This window comes from Ensifer sp. Root142, assembly GCF_001426785.1.
Lineage (GTDB): Bacteria > Pseudomonadota > Alphaproteobacteria > Rhizobiales > Rhizobiaceae > Ensifer > Ensifer canadensis.
In genome coordinates, this window is the sequence record NZ_LMFK01000001.1 from 937677 (window position 1) to 953650 (window position 15974).

16 protein-coding genes and 1 pseudogene are annotated in these 15974 nt (G+C 59.4%); 5 read left to right on the top strand and 12 right to left on the bottom strand.

All coding sequences use genetic code 11. The annotated features are described in order from the left end of the window. Nucleotides 1–64: 64 nt before the first annotated feature. The 4 genes from ASD52_RS04440 to ASD52_RS04455 all read right to left on the bottom strand — a co-directional run bounded on the left by ASD52_RS04440 (nt 65) and on the right by ASD52_RS04455 (nt 4364). Nucleotides 65–1396, bottom strand: a complete 1332-nt coding sequence (locus tag ASD52_RS04440; protein WP_057223142.1) for an ISNCY family transposase — start codon at nt 1394–1396, stop codon at nt 65–67. Nucleotides 1397–2060: 664 nt separating this feature from the next. Further along, nucleotides 2061–2837 carry an ABC transporter substrate-binding protein gene (locus ASD52_RS04445; protein ID WP_057223143.1) on the bottom strand — a complete coding sequence of 259 codons (777 nt, stop codon included), beginning with the start codon at nt 2835–2837 and terminating at the stop codon, nt 2061–2063. A 129-nt stretch (nt 2838–2966) separates the two neighbouring features. Beyond that, the gene (locus ASD52_RS04450; protein WP_057223441.1) at nt 2967–3362 is read right to left on the bottom strand and encodes a VOC family protein; all 396 of its coding nucleotides are present in this window, start codon (nt 3360–3362) and stop codon (nt 2967–2969) included. Nucleotides 3363–3455: 93 nt separating this feature from the next. After that, nucleotides 3456–4364, bottom strand: coding sequence for a DMT family transporter (locus tag ASD52_RS04455; RefSeq protein WP_057223146.1), 909 nt, complete (start codon nt 4362–4364; stop codon nt 3456–3458). 449 nt (nt 4365–4813) lie between these two features. On the opposite strand from ASD52_RS04455, the gene ASD52_RS04460 reads away from it, so the two are divergent. Further along, nucleotides 4814–5917, top strand: a complete 1104-nt coding sequence (locus ASD52_RS04460; RefSeq protein WP_057223149.1) for a DUF475 domain-containing protein — start codon at nt 4814–4816, stop codon at nt 5915–5917. 246 nt (nt 5918–6163) lie between these two features. Here the strand turns inward: ASD52_RS04460 and ASD52_RS04465 are convergent, their stop codons facing one another. Together ASD52_RS04465 and ASD52_RS04470 are read right to left on the bottom strand one after the other, a co-directional pair. After that, nucleotides 6164–7411 carry a glycosyltransferase family 2 protein gene (locus tag ASD52_RS04465; protein WP_057223151.1) on the bottom strand — a complete coding sequence of 416 codons (1248 nt, stop codon included), beginning with the start codon at nt 7409–7411 and terminating at the stop codon, nt 6164–6166. Continuing rightward, a complete protein-coding gene (locus ASD52_RS04470) occupies nt 7408–7806 on the bottom strand; it encodes a dTDP-4-dehydrorhamnose 3,5-epimerase family protein (protein WP_057223153.1) in 399 nt (132 codons plus the stop codon). The genes ASD52_RS04465 and ASD52_RS04470 overlap by 4 nt, the downstream gene beginning before the upstream one ends. Before the next feature lie 776 nt (nt 7807–8582). On the opposite strand from ASD52_RS04470, the gene ASD52_RS04480 reads away from it, so the two are divergent. Then, the gene (locus ASD52_RS04480; RefSeq protein WP_156612886.1) at nt 8583–8828 is read left to right on the top strand and encodes a hypothetical protein; all 246 of its coding nucleotides are present in this window, start codon (nt 8583–8585) and stop codon (nt 8826–8828) included. A 197-nt stretch (nt 8829–9025) separates the two neighbouring features. On the opposite strand, the gene ASD52_RS39220 is transcribed toward ASD52_RS04480, so the two are convergent. From ASD52_RS39220 to ASD52_RS04500, 5 genes are all read right to left on the bottom strand, one after another. Beyond that, nucleotides 9026–9193, bottom strand: a complete 168-nt coding sequence (locus ASD52_RS39220) for a hypothetical protein (protein WP_156408139.1) — start codon at nt 9191–9193, stop codon at nt 9026–9028. Nucleotides 9194–9354: 161 nt separating this feature from the next. Next, a complete protein-coding gene (locus ASD52_RS04485) occupies nt 9355–10872 on the bottom strand; it encodes a tripartite tricarboxylate transporter permease (RefSeq protein WP_057223159.1) in 1518 nt (505 codons plus the stop codon). Between the two features lie 14 nt (nt 10873–10886). Beyond that, nucleotides 10887–11378, bottom strand: a complete 492-nt coding sequence (locus ASD52_RS04490; protein ID WP_057223161.1) for a tripartite tricarboxylate transporter TctB family protein — start codon at nt 11376–11378, stop codon at nt 10887–10889. Beyond that, nucleotides 11375–12319, bottom strand: a complete 945-nt coding sequence (locus ASD52_RS04495) for a tripartite tricarboxylate transporter substrate binding protein (protein WP_057204588.1) — start codon at nt 12317–12319, stop codon at nt 11375–11377. The genes ASD52_RS04490 and ASD52_RS04495 overlap by 4 nt, the downstream gene beginning before the upstream one ends. Nucleotides 12320–12813: 494 nt before the next feature. After that, nucleotides 12814–13611, bottom strand: a complete 798-nt coding sequence (locus ASD52_RS04500; RefSeq protein ID WP_057223163.1) for an NAD(P)H-dependent oxidoreductase — start codon at nt 13609–13611, stop codon at nt 12814–12816. Between the two features lie 94 nt (nt 13612–13705). Here ASD52_RS04500 and ASD52_RS04505 point away from each other — a divergent pair, with 94 nt between their 5' ends. Then, nucleotides 13706–14620 carry a LysR family transcriptional regulator gene (locus tag ASD52_RS04505; RefSeq protein ID WP_057223165.1) on the top strand — a complete coding sequence of 305 codons (915 nt, stop codon included), beginning with the start codon at nt 13706–13708 and terminating at the stop codon, nt 14618–14620. An 84-nt stretch (nt 14621–14704) separates the two neighbouring features. On the opposite strand, the pseudogene ASD52_RS36815 reads toward ASD52_RS04505, so the two are convergent. Next, nucleotides 14705–14913 (bottom strand): annotated as a pseudogene (locus ASD52_RS36815) (ABC transporter substrate-binding protein); the annotation flags it as partial. A gap of 259 nt (nt 14914–15172) precedes the next feature. On the opposite strand from ASD52_RS36815, the gene ASD52_RS04510 reads away from it, so the two are divergent. Continuing rightward, on the top strand, nt 15173–15415 hold the full coding sequence (locus tag ASD52_RS04510; RefSeq protein ID WP_057223167.1) for a type II toxin-antitoxin system Phd/YefM family antitoxin: 243 nt from the start codon (nt 15173–15175) through the stop codon (nt 15413–15415). Beyond that, complete coding sequence (locus tag ASD52_RS04515) at nt 15415–15849, top strand: PIN domain-containing protein (protein ID WP_057223170.1); 435 nt, start codon at nt 15415–15417, stop codon at nt 15847–15849. The genes ASD52_RS04510 and ASD52_RS04515 overlap by 1 nt, the downstream gene beginning before the upstream one ends. The last annotated feature ends 125 nt before the right edge of the window (nt 15850–15974 follow it).

The following is a 15974-nucleotide window of genomic DNA, read 5'->3' on the forward strand; positions in this document are numbered from 1 at the left end:
TGGCGGCAATGGGGTCATGGGGTATCGGCCGACGCTCGCCGGGCTTGCTCTGAACGCTACCGGATCAGGAGCGTAAGGTCGGCCTGAGGCGGGCAAGGAGGGCGAGATTGTAAGCGACCACCGAGGACCAGACATAAGCCTTAAAGTGGTCGAGCCCGCGCCAGGTGCAGCGCCCCAAGCCATAAGCGCGCTTCAGACATGAGATGCCGGCGCGGAAGTTTCTGAGCTTGCGATAGACCCAACGGCTCTTGACCATGTCTTCGATCTTGAGGCCGCACTTCTTGTGGAAGGCCATGTCGCGGATGCCACAGGCTTTGGCTCCGCTCAAATTATCGCGGCTGGCATAGCCGCCGTCGGCCGCCGCCTGACGCGGCGCCTGGCCATAAAAGGCGATGTGGCGTTCCAGCATCGGCAGCAAGCGCTCGCTGTCGGCCGGGTTGCCGGTTTCGACGACGAGGTCGAGGACCAGTCCGCTTCTGCCGGTGGTCAGATTGAGTTTGTGGCCGTAGTCGACGTCGCGGCTGCCTTTGACGATGATGTCGGCATGCGGCTCGAACAGGCTCACCAGCTTCTCGCCAGCCGGCACCGGCTCGCCGGCCAGGACCCGCCGTTCGGTCTGGGCGATGATCCGCTCGATCAGCGGCTTATAGTGGCGGAACTGGGTCTGCCACAGTTCGCCGGCCGGGCCCGCCGTCAGGGGCAACTGTTCACTCGCCTGCTGCAGATAACTCAAGGTCGTGCGCGTGATCTTGAGCAGTTCGCGGTAGTGCTTCACCCGTTTCGGGCGACCGCGGGTATATTCGATCGCTCGAGCCCGCTTCTTCGCCGCGCGGCAATGATCGTGCCATGGGATGGTGCTACCCAGTCCATCGGCCTGCTGCAACAGCCGTACCATCACCCGGACAGCGTCCCATAATAGGCTACTGTCGCTCGGCTCATGGATCAGTGCGGCGGTGACGGTGCTGTCCACGCGCACGACCTTGCCACTTTCGAGCATCTCCTGCAGGGCGCTCGCCAGCAGCACCCGGTTGATCTCTTCAAAGGTTTGCGCCCGGATCGCGCTAATCGTCTTGTGCAAGACCGACTTCTTCGGGCTCCATCCCCAGGGCAGCCGGGCAAAGGCGCGGAACGAGGCGGAGTCTTCGAGATGGAAGGCCAGTTCCTGATAACTCAACTGGCGATGCTGCTTGAGCAGCGCGCAGCGCAGCACAGCCTCGACCGGCAGCCCCTCGCGGCCGGTTTCCTTGACCCCTTGTCGGCGCAGATCCTCTGTCACTCGGCTCAGCACCTCGCCATGCTCATCCAGCCACTGAGACATGGCTTTCAATTCACGGCCGATCTCGTGCCCGGCAAAAAGATCGAATATACTGGATTGGACGGTGCGTTCTTGGCGCATTGTCGGCTCCGGCGGTGACGGGTTTGTCTTTAGAATCAGTAGCTTGATCTAAAGTATACCTGAAACCGCCGGGCTTTGCCCGAGGCAATATCGCGATTCCTCCAATAATTTCAGTGGTTTACCGTTTGTGGATGGCACTAGCTAGCGACCAGGGGGCCCTGTGGATGTGACAGTCCCAGGGCCGCTTCAACGGCTGTGTCAGGCAAGAAGCGGTGCGTACATGGCTCCGCTCCATCTTCGTAAGTCCGGTGTCCGTCCGAGCTGGCTGGGTTGATCAGTGCGATGTCGACTATACGAGTTTCATTGGCCAGCCATGGTTGATTGACGCCAATGGCTTGCGAGGCTCTTTTTCTAGCAAGCGAGGTCTTCCCACGGTGTCGCAGAGCAGGCGGGACGGGGGCGGCGTGCTCCCCGACTTCTCCGGCATTTCCTAAGAAACAGTCAGGCGGGCGTTGGCGCGGGCTGTCGTTGCTCAGGCGTGATGTTGGTCGCTATCTCCCCACGTTGACATTGATTGCTCCGCATTTGCCGACCTAGGGGCGCGGTCCCGGTTCGGTAGCGAACGTACAGCAGAAACTAATTCAGCGTCTAACCCATGAGCTGTTGAAAGAGAAATGGATGGTTGAGCCTCGGCCGCCGTGACGGCCGAGGCTCGCGGGCCGAACTACTTCATCGTATAGACATCGACAGTGAAGTACTTGTCGTTGATCTTCTTGTAGGTGCCGTCGGCGCGGATTTCGTCGAGCGCCTTGTTGAGCTTTTCACGCAGGTCGTTGTCGTCCTGACGCACCGCGATGCCGACGCCGTCGCCGACGAACTTCTTGTCGGTGATCGGTTCACCGATGATTTCGCAGCAAGCCTTGCCGTCATCGTTCTTCGTCACCCAATCAAGAAGCGGCAGCATGTCGCCGACCTGCAGGTCGAGACGGCCGTTGACCATGTCGAGATTGGCTTCATCCTGGGTCGGATAGAGCTTGATCTCGGCGTCCGGATATGTGGCGGCGATAAAATCGGCCTGCGTGGTGCCCGACTGGGCGCCGATCACCTTGCCCTTGAGGGCTTCATTGGTAAAGGTGGTGATGCCGGCGCCCTTTGGCGCCACATGCGTCATGGCCGCAAGATAGTAGGGATTGGTGAAGGCGACCTGCTTCTTGCGTTCCTCGGTGATGAACATCGACGCGATGATGAGGTCGTATTTCTTGGCGAGCAGGCCGGGGATGATGCCGTCCCAATCCTGCGCGACAACCTCGCAGTCGGCCTTCATGCGCTCGCAGAGCGCCAGCCCGATATCGACATCGAAGCCGCCGATCTTGCCGGCGGAATCGACGAAGTTGAAGGGCGGATAGGCGCCTTCGGTGCCGATCTTGATCTTGTCAGCGGCTGTCGCCGCCGTTGCCGTCGCCATGACAGCCAGCATCATTGCTGCAATCTGTTTCTTCATCCGTGTTCCCCTTGTTGGCGCATCATTCTTGATGCTTCTGGAGAACACTAAGTCCGCTCTGGCTATAAGCGAAATAGATAGGCGCGATAACCGGTATTGTTTCGATTGATCATGGCCGCCATTGGACGATTACTTGTACCGACCGTGGCGCTGCAGGACCTCGATCTTGTAGCCGTCCGGATCGGTGATGAAGAAGAACCGGGCCAGAAGTGCGCCGTCGCGATTGAACTCGACGATCTTGTTCGGACCAAGCCCAGCATCGGTCAATCGCTTGTGCTCGTTGTCGAGATCGCCCACCGACAAAGCGAGGTGACCGTAGCCGTCGCCGAGTGCATAGGGCTCGGTTCGATCCTTGTTGATTGTCAGCTCGAGCTCGAACTCGCTCTCTTCATTGCTGAGATAAACAAGCGTGAAGGTTTCGAAATCGAGCCGCTCGGCGACGAAAAGCCCGAATGCCACTCTGTAGAAATCCAGGGACCTCTGCTCGTCGAGCACCCGGATCATCGAATGGATTGCTTTGGCCAAGTGAGCCTCCTTCAGCTTTGAGACGCGTGCGAGGTAGCAGAGGACGAAGAAGGATGGAACACCCTTCGTCCAGAAGTTCCGATCGCCCAATGGCTAGATGGTTCGGCCCCGCTTCTTCAGTTGCTGTTCGCGGAAGAAGATGAAGAGACCCGAGGCGACGATCAGCCCGGCGCCGATGATGACGGTTGGACGTGGCGTGTCGCCGAAGAACCACCAGCCGAAGACGACGGCCCAAAGCAGCAGCGTGTATTGCAGTGGCACCACCGTCGCCGCATCCGCGAGTTTCAGCGCACGGTTGACCAGAATGTGCGCGAGCATCGCGACGATACCCAGCATGCCGAGCTGAAGGATCGCCTCGCCATCGACGGGCGCCCAACCGGCTGGGTTGGCGGCAACGCCGACCAGGGAAAAGACCAGCGCGCCGATCACCTGCCAGAAGACCAGCGTCGTATCCGGGGTCGAGCGCAGCGTTCGGCCGAGCATCAGCGCGAAAGCGAAGGCGGCGCTGCCGACAAGGGCGATCAGCGCCGGCAGGCTGAAGGTGTCTTTTGACGGTTCGAGTGCGATCACGACGCCGGCAAAACCGATGAGGATTGCTGTCCATCGCCTCCAGCCGACCTTCTCGCCAAGCAGGAACGGCGAGGCGGCTGCAACATAGATTGGCGCTGCCAGCCAGTAGGTCATGGTGTCGGCGAGTGGCATGTAGGCAACGGCGAAATAGAAGGCCGATGCGTCGACGGCAAAAAGCAGCGAGCGCAGCGCCTGGAGCCACGGCCGTTCGACCTTCAACATCGAACGCAGCCCGCGTTTCAGGATGAACGGCGAAAGCACGAGCAGGGCTGCAATGCTGCGAATGACCATCAACTGGCTGACGGAATAGGTCGCCACTAGCCATTTGCCCATGACGTCGTTGAGCGAGAACATCAACATGCCGAGAAGCATGATGATGACACCTGTCCGAGCGGCGTTCGGCGCGGTTGCGGAGGCGGCTATTATGGTCATGGGAGCGGCTTTCAAACGTGTTCGCGTGCCTTTGACACATTCCTGCACGCCGATCCATCGTGCTGTTCGAATGGGACGATAAGTTTTACGAATGATTCCGGCCGGACCGCCCGTCAATCTGCTTGGGATGATTTCAATCCTGGAACACCAGATCACCTTGTGGGAGATGGCGTTGCCTCTTGACGTAACGCGCGGCGCTGCTACTTAAGGGGTGATCCTGCCGTCCAGACATCGGACCGTGGGATGAACACTGGTGCCGGGCCCCTCTGGCGAGAGTTTTTACGGCGCTCTCGTGATGTCGGTACCGCCAGCAAATTAGCCGGCGGATTAGCTACCATGAAAACTGATCTCATGCCCAACGCATGTGCCCTTTCGGCCGTGCGTGTTTTCGTTTCCAAACCCCACTTCTTCTCAGAACCGGGTGTCGTGCGCGCGAAGGAGGTCCGTCGATGACGCAGCCTCAAACGCACACGAGCACCATTGGCTATTTCAAGTGGGCATTCATCGTCACCGCGATCGGCCTGGTGCTTGGCGCCTGGCTCGGCTGGCAGTCGACCGGCACGATCGGCGGCATGGCAGCGGTATTCTTCATCTGCACCGTGTTGGCCGTTCTCGAAATCTCGCTGTCCTTCGACAACGCGATCGTCAATGCCAACAAGCTGAAGGACATGACCCCGGAATGGCAGCACCGCTTCCTGACCTGGGGTATCATCATCGCCGTCTTCGGCATGCGTATCGTCTTTCCGCTGCTCATCGTCGTCATTGCGGCGGGCATCGGTCCGATCGATGCGATCGTTCTGGCGGCAAGCAGGCCCGAAGAATATGCCCGCATCATGAATGATGCGCATCTGCCGATCGCAGCTTTCGGCGGAACCTTCCTGATGATGGTGGGCCTCACCTACTTCTTCGATCATGAGAAGGATGTGCATTGGATCTCCTGGGTCGAAAGCAAGATGGCGCGTTTCGCCACGATCAAGGGCATCGAAATTGCCTTCGTGCTGGCGCTGATCCTTGGTTTCTCGACCCTGCTCGATCCGGCAGAGGCGCATACCTTCGTCTATTCAGGCATCTACGGCCTCTTGACCTTCCTCGTCGTCGAGGTCGTCGGCGGCCTGCTCGACGCGTCGCAGCAGACGATGAGTGCAGCGGCAAAGGGTGGCTTCGGTGCCTTCCTTTACCTCGAAGTGCTTGATGCGAGCTTCTCGTTCGACGGCGTTATCGGCGCCTTCGCCTTGACGCAGAACCTCTTCGTCATCGCCATCGGCCTTGGCATCGGCGCGATGTATGTGCGCTCGATGACGATCATGCTGGTGGAGAGGGGCACGCTCAACGAGTACCGATACCTGGAGCATGGTGCGTTCTACGCGATCCTGATCCTCTCGGTGGTCATGTACTTCCAGACGCTGGTGCACATCCCTGAAGTGATCACCGGCCTCGGTGGCGCTGCCCTGATCGGTATCTCGCTCTGGTCCTCCATCCGCTACAACAAGCGGGAGCGTGAGGCTGAACGTAACGGTGAAGCCGAGCACAGCCACGTTCGCGTCGAGGCATAAGGGGTAGACACCCAAACAAACGGCTCGCCCCGCGAGAGACGAGCCTTTTGTCCCAACTTGCGACGTGGGCAAATACCGGCGTGCGTCGGTTTCGACCGATCACGGCGGAGCGATTGCGGTTTCCGTGCGCAGATAGCGCACCAGAACAGGTTCGACAGATCCCATGTTTCCTGTAATCAATATTCTCATATCGGTAATCAACTGTTCGAGTCATGGTGGAATAGACTTAGTCAGATTGACTGAACTTCACGGCAGGATTGCTCGGGTAATATCTGCGTCGGAAAGTATGAGATTGGGTGGGAAGCCGCGAGCGACGAACACGTCCCGATCTGCCGCATCATTGAGAAACACTGCAGATCGTTCGATCACATCCGGCGCTTGGTCTGGTTCATAGCTTATGACGGCAACGTCACTTCTCAGGCCAACCTCACGCAGGAGCGATTCCAGCGAGGCGTGATCAGCTACGCCGTAAAGCACCAGTCGGTTCACCTCCGCTGAAGCGTTGACTAGCCATGACAACGTCTGGACTGCAGCCATCAAATGTATAGACCGGCTGATTTGGGTCACTTCAGGGTTATTTCGGTGCCCTCCCAGAAGTAGGCGGGTATAAAGTTCATAAGCCCGAACATAGTCCTTCCTTGCTGCCCAGAAGCGCATCGCCACCCCCATGCGCGTCAGCGTAAACTGCTTGATCGCTTCGTCGTAGAGGGCACGGCTATCAGCTGTCTGCTCGATCGCGCCGCGTTTGGCGCCGACATAGAGAAAGTATTCCAATCCGCCACGGTAGCGATCCCACGCCGTCATGACCTCTTCGTTACCCAGCTGAGGTCGGTCCCGGACGATCTTTGAGACGATGACCGCGCGATAGAACGGCTTTTTCAGGAACGCCACAGCGCCAATGTCGAGGTAGTGCGCGAGATGGGAAAAGGCCCAATAGGCAAAGTAACGCGGCACCCAAGCAGCGCGGAGTGCGGCGGAGCGATAGATGCCTACCTCTGGAAACACATGCTGGTCGATCAGGAAGTTAAAGACCGACATGAAGTTACGGTGCTTGAACTTGACATCGTTATCGACCGTATAAAACGTGCCGTGATCGACACTCAGTTGCTCATTGTGCAGGTACCAAGGTGCGTAGCACACTACAAGGTCGGGATTTTTGTCCATGTAACTTATGGCCTCGATGAGGCCATCCATTACGAGCATGTCGTCGTCGGAAGCGTAGATGTTGTATTCGCCTCGGGCATGGCGAAAGGCACTAGCAAGATTAGGTTCAATTCCGAGGTTTTCCTGACACCTGAAGTAGCGGATTGGCAGCCCCTTGGCGATGAAATTCTCAACTACTTCGGCGGTATTGTCGGGAGAGGCGTTGTCTGAAATGACGATTTCGTAATTGTAGGGGATCTCGTAGGTTTCAACGAAATAGGTCAGCGCTTTCGTGAGAAAATCCGCCCGGTTGTAGGTTGGAATACAGATACTGAGTTTGACGTCGCTCACGTGTTTTCCTCTCTGGAAAAATCTGGGCATCCGGCATCCCGTTCATTCATGATGATCGGTTCAAATGGCCAGTCGATGCAGAAGGCTGGATCATTCCAGCGAACGGTGCGTGCGCTTGACGGCACATGCACTTCCGGCATTTCGTAAAAAGTCTCGCAGTCATCTTCAAGCGGCAGAAAGCCGTGTGCACACCCTTCCGGAATGTAAAGGGCGTTATGCTTACCGGCGCGCAGTTTGACGCCGGCCCACCGAAGATAAGTTGGTGAACCCGGACGCAGATCCTCGGCGACGTCAAAAACATGACCGCGGGTTACACGGACCAGCTTCGCCTCATCCGCAGGGGTTTCTTCGGCGAGCCGCGAGCCCAGCCCCCCTGCGAGTATGACAACTTTCATAGAATGATGATCCCTTTAGTCACGCGAGCGGTGATCCGGTACCATCCGCCCATCAGCGGACCACGCTCACGTCCCACATGGTTATCGATAGAGAACCTTGTGTGTAGCTGATTTCCCAAAAGGGCCAGAAGGAGAGGTGGCGTTTTGTCTGAAGAGTTTCGGGCGTTTTACCAAGTGGATTTCCGCCGCGATTATGCCGCCGCGATCATCGGCGTCAGCGCGTTGAAGCGAGCCTGATCCGACGTCGGCCCCTCGATTTCCAGATGGTCACCACGTCCCGGCGTTCTCCGATGATGGCGAGGGCAGCACAATTGATTCAGATGGTGCCAACCATATTGTCATCGCCGCGTGGATGATATTTTGGGTGAGTGCAGGATCAATCCTTCTGAAGGTGGACATTGAAGGCAGCGAGATCGCGGCCTGCATAGCGCACGGAAAACCATCATGCGTTCACGGCCGGTTATGTGCATATCGCTGTATCACAGGCCAGCCGATCTCCGGCAGATGCCTTGGATTATCAACTCGATGGTGGGTGATTACACATTCGCGGTTCGTCAGCACCTGTTCGACAGCTTGACAGTGTGCTTATGCCGCTCGACGCTAACGCGCGCGCGTGCCTTTGAGTTGGCGGATCAGCAATGACGCCCACTCAAGGGTAGTTCGACAGAAATGTGCTAACCTTGTCGACGGGATCCAATGGGTGTTGGGAAAGCCATATTGAAAAGGACGTCTTCGTTGAGTGATGGCAGGTGATTTCAGGCGATCTGAAGCGGGTCTTGGAAGAGGTTTATCGCGCGGGCGCACATCGGGTGCCGGCCGATGATATCGATTGGCCGCAGGAGCTTCATGCCGCGGTCTTTCGCGCTTTGAACATGCAGTACATCACAAGGCGCGAGATCGACGGTAGCGTCCGCTTTTCGCTGACGCAGGCGGGATACCGGGCAATCGATGCGGAGGTGCCGTGGGGCCGCATCCTGCGGCAGCGCATGCGTGATCTGATGCGCATGGCGACGGGGCGTTAGAACGCTTTAGCCTTATGCGGAGTCACGGAAACGGCATCGCCTTAAACGCATTTCCTGGTGGACGAGTTGCCTCGCACCTTTCTGGTGATGCACTGCGCTCAAACGGACAAAATAACGGCCCGCCATCTCTCGATGTCGAGCCGTTTCATCCTTGGGAGGATAAGGCGCCCCGTCGTAACGGGCGCTGGAAATCTCTGTTAGCCGCGGCGTGCGTCCGGAAAGTTCGCCGGATCGATGCCGAGGGTGCGCAGGTCGCTTGCCTTCGGGCGGCGGTGGCCTTCGACAGCAGCGGCAGCGGCGCTAGCGGCGCCGAGAACTGCGAATGCGCGGCCGATGAAACCCTTGCGGTAAGTTGTGGTAGCCATCTCTTTGCTCGCTTTCGTTTTCTCTCTGATGAGCAAAAGATGGGGTTTGCCGGGTCTTTTTGCAATGCACAATTGGACACTCCAGCCATGCAAGGCAAGCAGGCCCGGTCGACTATCGATCGTCCGGGCCTGCTAATTGAGCCTTGGGAGGATAAGGCTTTTTAGTCTTCGTTGGCTGCGAGCTGCGCCAGCACTTCGCCACGTCCGCGGGCCCTGAGGATCAGCGGGATGATCAGTGCCGCAGCGGCAATGACCAGCAGCACGGCGGCGATCGGCGAGGTGAAGAGCACGCTGACGTCGCCCTGGCTGATTGCCAGCGCCCGGCGGAGCTGTTGCTCGGCGAGCGGCCCAAGGATCAGGCCGACGACGACAGGGGCGATCGGGTAGCCGAACACACGCATGGCATAGCCGAGCAGACCGAAGGCAAGCAGCATGCCCAGTTCGTAGACCGACGGGTTGGCGCCGATGGTGCCGAGCGTCGCAAACAAGAGAATGCCTGCATAAAGCCACGGCTTCGGGATGGTCAGCAGCTTAACCCACAAGCCGATCAGCGGCAGGTTCAGGACCAGCAGCATGAAGTTGGCAATCAAGAGGCTGGCGATCAGACCCCAGACGAGCTGCGGATTGGTGGCAAACAACAGCGGACCCGGCTGCAGCCCATATTGCTGGAAACCGGCGAGCATGATCGCGGCGGTTGCCGTCGTCGGCAGGCCGAGGGTCAGAAGCGGAACAAGCGTGCCAGCGGCCGATGCATTGTTGGCAGCTTCCGGACCGGCGACGCCTTCGATAGCACCATTGCCGAACTCTTCGGGATGTTTCGCCAGACGCTTTTCCGCCGCATAGGACAGGAAGGTGCCGATCTCGGCGCCGCCGGCTGGCATTGCGCCGATGGGGAAACCAATAAACGTACCGCGAAGCCAGGGCTTCCACGAGCGCGCCCAGTCGGCCTTGCTCATCCAGATCGAACCGCGCACGGCCTCGACCTTGTCCGGACCCTTCTCGCCCTGTGCGGCAATAAACAGTGTCTCGCCGATGGCGAACATCGCCACGGCAAGCGTCGTGACCTCGATACCATCGAGCAACTCCGGAACACCAAAAGAAAGCCGCGCCTGTCCGGTCAACTGGTCGATGCCGACGACGGAAAGCGCCAGGCCGACAAAGAGCGCGGTCAGGCCGCGAAGCGTGGAATCGCCGAACGCAGATGACACGGTCACGAAGGCGAGAACCATCAGCGCGAAATATTCACGCGGACCGAAGACCAGGGCGAGCTTGACGATGTAGGGCGCGATGAAGGCAAGGCCGAGCGTCGCGATCAAACCGGCAACGAATGAGCCGATGGCGGCGGTCGCAAGCGCAGGTCCGCCCCGTCCGGCGCGCGCCATCTTGTTGCCTTCGAGCGCGGTGACGATCGAGGCGCTTTCACCCGGTGTGTTGAGCAGGATCGAGGTGGTCGAGCCGCCATACATGCCGCCGTAATAGATACCGGCGAACATGATCAGCGAGCCGGCCGGATCGAGCTGGTAGGTGACGGGCAGCAGAAGCGCGACGGTCAGGGCTGGGCCGATGCCGGGAAGAACGCCGACGGCGGTTCCCAGCGTCACGCCGATCAGCGCGTAAAGCAGGTTCATCGGCTGGGCAGCAACCCACAGTCCCTGCAACAGGAATTCAAAAGTAGCCATGGTCTACGGCCCTCTTAGAAGAACAGATGTTCAAGCGGCCCTGCGGGCAGCGACAACTGCAGGAGCTTGGCGAAAATCACCCAGACGGCAAAACAGAGCGCGATACCAACTGGCAGGGAGAACCAGAGCTTGCGCTTGCCAAAGCCGCGCGCGGTAAGCGCAAAGAGAATGCCGGTGGCGATCGAAAAGCCTGCGACGTTCAAGAGCAGCATCTGCGCTGCAAGTCCGGCGATGATCCAGATAACCGGTGAGATTTCCTGGTGCTCGCGCTCGGGAAAATCGTGGCGGAATGCGGCAAAGACAGTCCAGATGGCGAGGGCCGCAAGACAGCAGGCGATCGCATAGGGGACCGTCGTCGGTCCGACCTGGGAGTAACCGGCAGCGCCTGCCAGGCGCGACACGTCCCAGAAAATGAGGCCAGCGATGGCGGCCAGCACGGCCGCGATGAAGAGCGCCGCCCGATCCGGGCGACGCGTTGTGGTCGAAGGGTTGAGCCCCTTGGTCATTTCACCAGTCCAATGTCCTTGAGGACGGCTTCGGTGGCCGAAACGTCCTTGTCGAGCTGGGCGGCGAAAGCGTCACCTGCGAGGTAGCTATCCTGCCAACCCTTGGTCTTCAGGACTTCCTGCCAGCCGGCCGACTTGGCGAGCTTTTCGACGTCGGCCGAAACGGCTGCCTTCTGCTCGTCGGTCAAGCCCGGAGCGGCTGCAACCATGCGCCAGTTTTCAACGACGACATCGAGGCCGGATTCCTTCAGCGTCGGCGCGTCGATGCCGGGGAGGCGCTCGCCGCTCGAGACTGCGATCAGGCGCAGCGTGCCGGCCTTGACCTGGGCTTCGAACTCGCCGTAGCCGGAAATGCCAGCCGTAACCTGGCTGCCGAGGATGGCTGCAAGGGCTTCGCCGCCGCCGGAATAGGCGATGTAGTTGATCTTGGTCGGGTCGACACCGGCTGCCTTGGCAATCAGGCCAACGGCGATGTGGTCGGTACCGCCGGCAGAGCCGCCAGCCCAGGAAACTGCGCCCGGATCCTTCTTGAGGGCTTCGACGAGGTCAGCCATCGTCTTGATCTCGGAAGCGGCTGGAACGACGATTGCTTCATATTCGCCGGTGAGGCGTGCGATCGGGGTGACATCCTTGAGGGTAACCGGCGACTTGTTGGTCAGGATTGCGCCGACCATGACGTAACCGCCGACGATCAGGGCGTTCGGGTTGCCCTTCTGCTGGCTTGCGAACTGGGCGAGACCAATGGTGCCGCCGGCGCCCGGTACGTTCTGGACCTGTACGTTGCCGGAGATGCCTTCCTGCTGCAGGACGGTTTGGAGCGAGCGAGCCGTCTGGTCCCAGCCGCCGCCCGGATTTGCCGGAGCGATGATGGTGTAGTCAGCCGCATAGGCCGGCAGCGCCATTGCGCCGGCGAGAATGGATGCCAGGAAAAAGTGTTTCAAGGTCAGTCCTCCATGAGGCGCGATTTTCCACGCGCACGTTGTTTCTGCGTGCGAACGGGAAGACGCGACGGTGTCCAAAGGACCCTTGTCGCTGACCGGATTGGTGACTTCCTCCCAGTGCGCAACCGGCGGGCCCGCCTCCACGGGGCGCCAGCGACTGCTAAGCCATCATAGAAAGCTGACATTAAGCTGACATCAAGTCCTCATTGCGAAAATGAAGCGTAGTGTTTACGGAATCTTAGGCTGTTGCTTGCCACTCGCGGCGCGAATGGGCTCGCCGTGGGGCAGGCGCTCGTGCCGTTTCCGGTTGGTGCGCGAATCGCGAACCTGACCCCGGCACCATCGCCGGAATGCAACGCGGCGTGTGGCCGTTCGGCGCCACAAGGCTGAGGCCGGAGTTCCGTCCGCCATCCGTTTTCCGATCAGACCCGGAAACGGATGGCGATGGTGCGCAAGAGTTGGTGGAGCCGATTCTGCAAATCTCATCTGAAACGCTACTCGGCTGCATCTTGCCGATCGACGTGGAGGGCGAAGCCGCGGGCACCCGGATTGGCGAGGTCTGGACGGAGCTGAAGGCTCGGGATCAGATAGTCACCACCGTTCTGTCGCCGGTAGGGAATAGGCCGGGTTGTGGCAAGCGTCCGCATCCGCTCGCGCAGACGTTCCGCTACATCTAAGAAGCCAGCTTCATCGATACGATCGACCCTGTAGGCAACGAAGGGCGGAAGCACATCATATCCCGGGTAGTAAAGGATCCCATGGTTGATGGGAAACAAGAGGTCTTCGATCGGTCCATTGACCCCACGCGCGGAATAGTGCTCCTGCCAGCCGCCGGTGGTCACGATCAACATGGCCCGCTTGCCCTTGAACGTGCCCTCGCCAAACCGGTCGCCCCAATAGGTGTCGTTGTGTTCGCCGACACCATAGGCAAACCCGTAGGCATAGACCCGATCTACCCAGCCTTTCAGGATGGCTGGCATCGTGTACCACCAGAGCGGAAACTGCAGGATGAGTGTATCCGCCCACAAGAGCTTCTCGTGTTCCGCCTTCACATCCTCAGTCAGGGTGTTGGCAGCGAAGGCCTCTTTCGATGCGCGGCTCGGCTTGAACTGCGTGTCTGCTGCAAGCGAAGGAAAGTCGGCCCGATCGACTTCGGATTTCCAATTGTCGGCACAGAGGTCGGAGACACGGACTTCGTGACCCTGTGCCTCGAGTTCACGGATGGCGACGTTGCGCAGCGCGCCGTTGAGCGAACGCGGTTCTGGATGGGCGAATACAAGCAAAACTTTCATGGTCAGTATTCCTGTGATGAGAAACCGACCCCAGATGTAGACGACACCCAAGTGCTTCACTATAGCTTGGGAATGCATATGATTGTGCCGAAAAATGGATAAGTCCGACATCACGCTCGAACGCATGCGGACATTCGTGCGCGTTGCTGAGCGTGGTAGCCTGTCAGCCGTTGCGCGGGAGCTCGGACTCGGGCAGTCGACGGTCACGCGGCATCTGCGCGAACTGGAGGAGGCGCTGGGCGTGCCTCTCATCAGCCGCACGACCCGGCGCGTGACGATAACTGACGAGGGCAACAGGTACTATGCCAACAGCGTCCAGATACTGCGCCTCGTGGAACAGGCCGGCGACGAGGCACGCGGCACCCGTGGTGCCTCGGCCGGCACGATCCGGGTCTCCTGCACCGCGGCTCTCGGCGTTTTGCACGCCACGCGACTGATCTTTGCCTTTCAGGAGAAATACCCCGATATCGGTGTCGACCTCAGCCTGACGGACGAGCGCATCGATCTTGTGCGGGAGGGCATCGACATTGCGCTCCGTCTGGGACCGCTGACAGACAGTTCGATGAAATTGCGGGCCCTGGGCCAAAGCCAGCGGCTGCTGGTCGCCGCACCGGACTATCTCGCCAAGCGAGGAACACCGGTCGTTCCCCGGGATCTATCGGACCATGAGGGCATTCGCATGTCGAATGTGGCGGGCAGCGACATGCTGGAACTTCACGGGAACACCGGTGAGCGGCATATGGTGCCCTTTCACGGACGTCTCCGGGTTGACCATGGATTGGCGGCGCGCGCGGCGCTCGTCGCCGGCCGCGGCATCGCCCCCGCGCACCGTTGGTTGGTCGACGACCTGCTCGCTGATGGCCGGCTGATGCCCATCCTTCCGGACTATTTTGTGCCGGCCGTACCCTTGAGCATGCTGATCGTGCCGGAGCGTGCAGGCATTGCCCGGGTGAGGTTGCTTGTTGACTATCTCGCGGAACGGATCGGCGACATTCCAGGTCTGGAATAACCGGAGTTGGTCGCAGACACGTTTGAACGATCCGATATTGACCGAGGCCAATGAAGCAGATCTCACCGGGTTGAACCGTTGAAGCTAGTGGAGCCGCAGAACCTTGTTCCAGCGGGCCATCAGCCGGGACCGCTTGACCTGATCGAGATAGACGATCAGCCCGGGACTGACGGGAACCGGCCGCAATTGGGCACCGAGCATCTCCTGCATGCTGTTGGCGGTGTTTTCTCCGGCGACATCCGGGCTGACGGCGGGATCTGCAATTGCCGCGCCATGATCGTCTGGCTATCCTGCAGACCCAGGGCCACCGTCGCGAGGCCCGTTCCGATCAGGTCTATGACGCGCGCGAGGAAAGGGGGCGACGGCAACTGGATGAGCATGCCGCCCACTCGTGAAGTGAAGATTGCTACCGAGCTGCGCGCTTTGGCCTCAAATCTGCAGAGAAAGCACTTTGGTGCTGTTCAAACATAGGACGTCTCTAAGCTCTTCGGCTTTTGCTCGGGAGCGTTGATGCGGCTATATGACTACTATAGTCATTATTTGGAGGCCGGCATGAAAGAGATCCAGCTCAAGGATGCCAGGGCAACGCTTTCGGCTGTTGTCGATCAGGCGATACAAGGCAACCCTGCGATCATCACCCGGCACGGCAGAAAGGAAGCAGTAGTGCTTTCGTTCGAGGAGTATGAAAAGCTGAAACAGGTTCCGAGTTTCGGACGGCTCCTAGCTTCCTATCCAGGTGATGAGGACGATATCCCACCGCGCGGTAACAAGCCGAGCCGGATGATTGATCTCTGATGTTTCTGGTCGATATGAACGTGATATCTGCGCTTGCCCCGTCCAAACGTAAAAGTTCCGAGCAGCTTGTCGAATGGCTCGATAAAGCCAGTTCGCAGCTGTTCCTATCTGCTATTTCGGCCGCTGAGGTTAAATCGGGGATCACGAAGGCGGAACGAGAAGGTGCGACTACCAAGGCGCAGCGGCTAAGAGATTGGTGGGAAATCATAGAGTATCTGTACGCGCAGAAGCTGCTGCCGTTCGATCTGCAATGCGCGCATGCAGCCGGGCAGATTCTAGATGATGCTCGTGCCCAGCAGTCGGGTTTCGAGGATATTGCGGTAGCTGCCACAGCCCAAGTGCATGGCCTGACTGTTTTGACACGCAATCCGCGTCTTTTTGGACCGTTAGGCGTTCGAGCACTCGATCCCTTGGAGGCACTGCCAGAGTTATAGGGGATGGCTTTTCTTTTGCAGCCCTGCGGCTTTCGTGAATTGACGCAGAAGCGATCTCTCCGACGCTGATGGCAACGGGTCATTTCGGCCGAAGCCGCGCCGAAAGTCCAAGGGTGCCGTCGTCG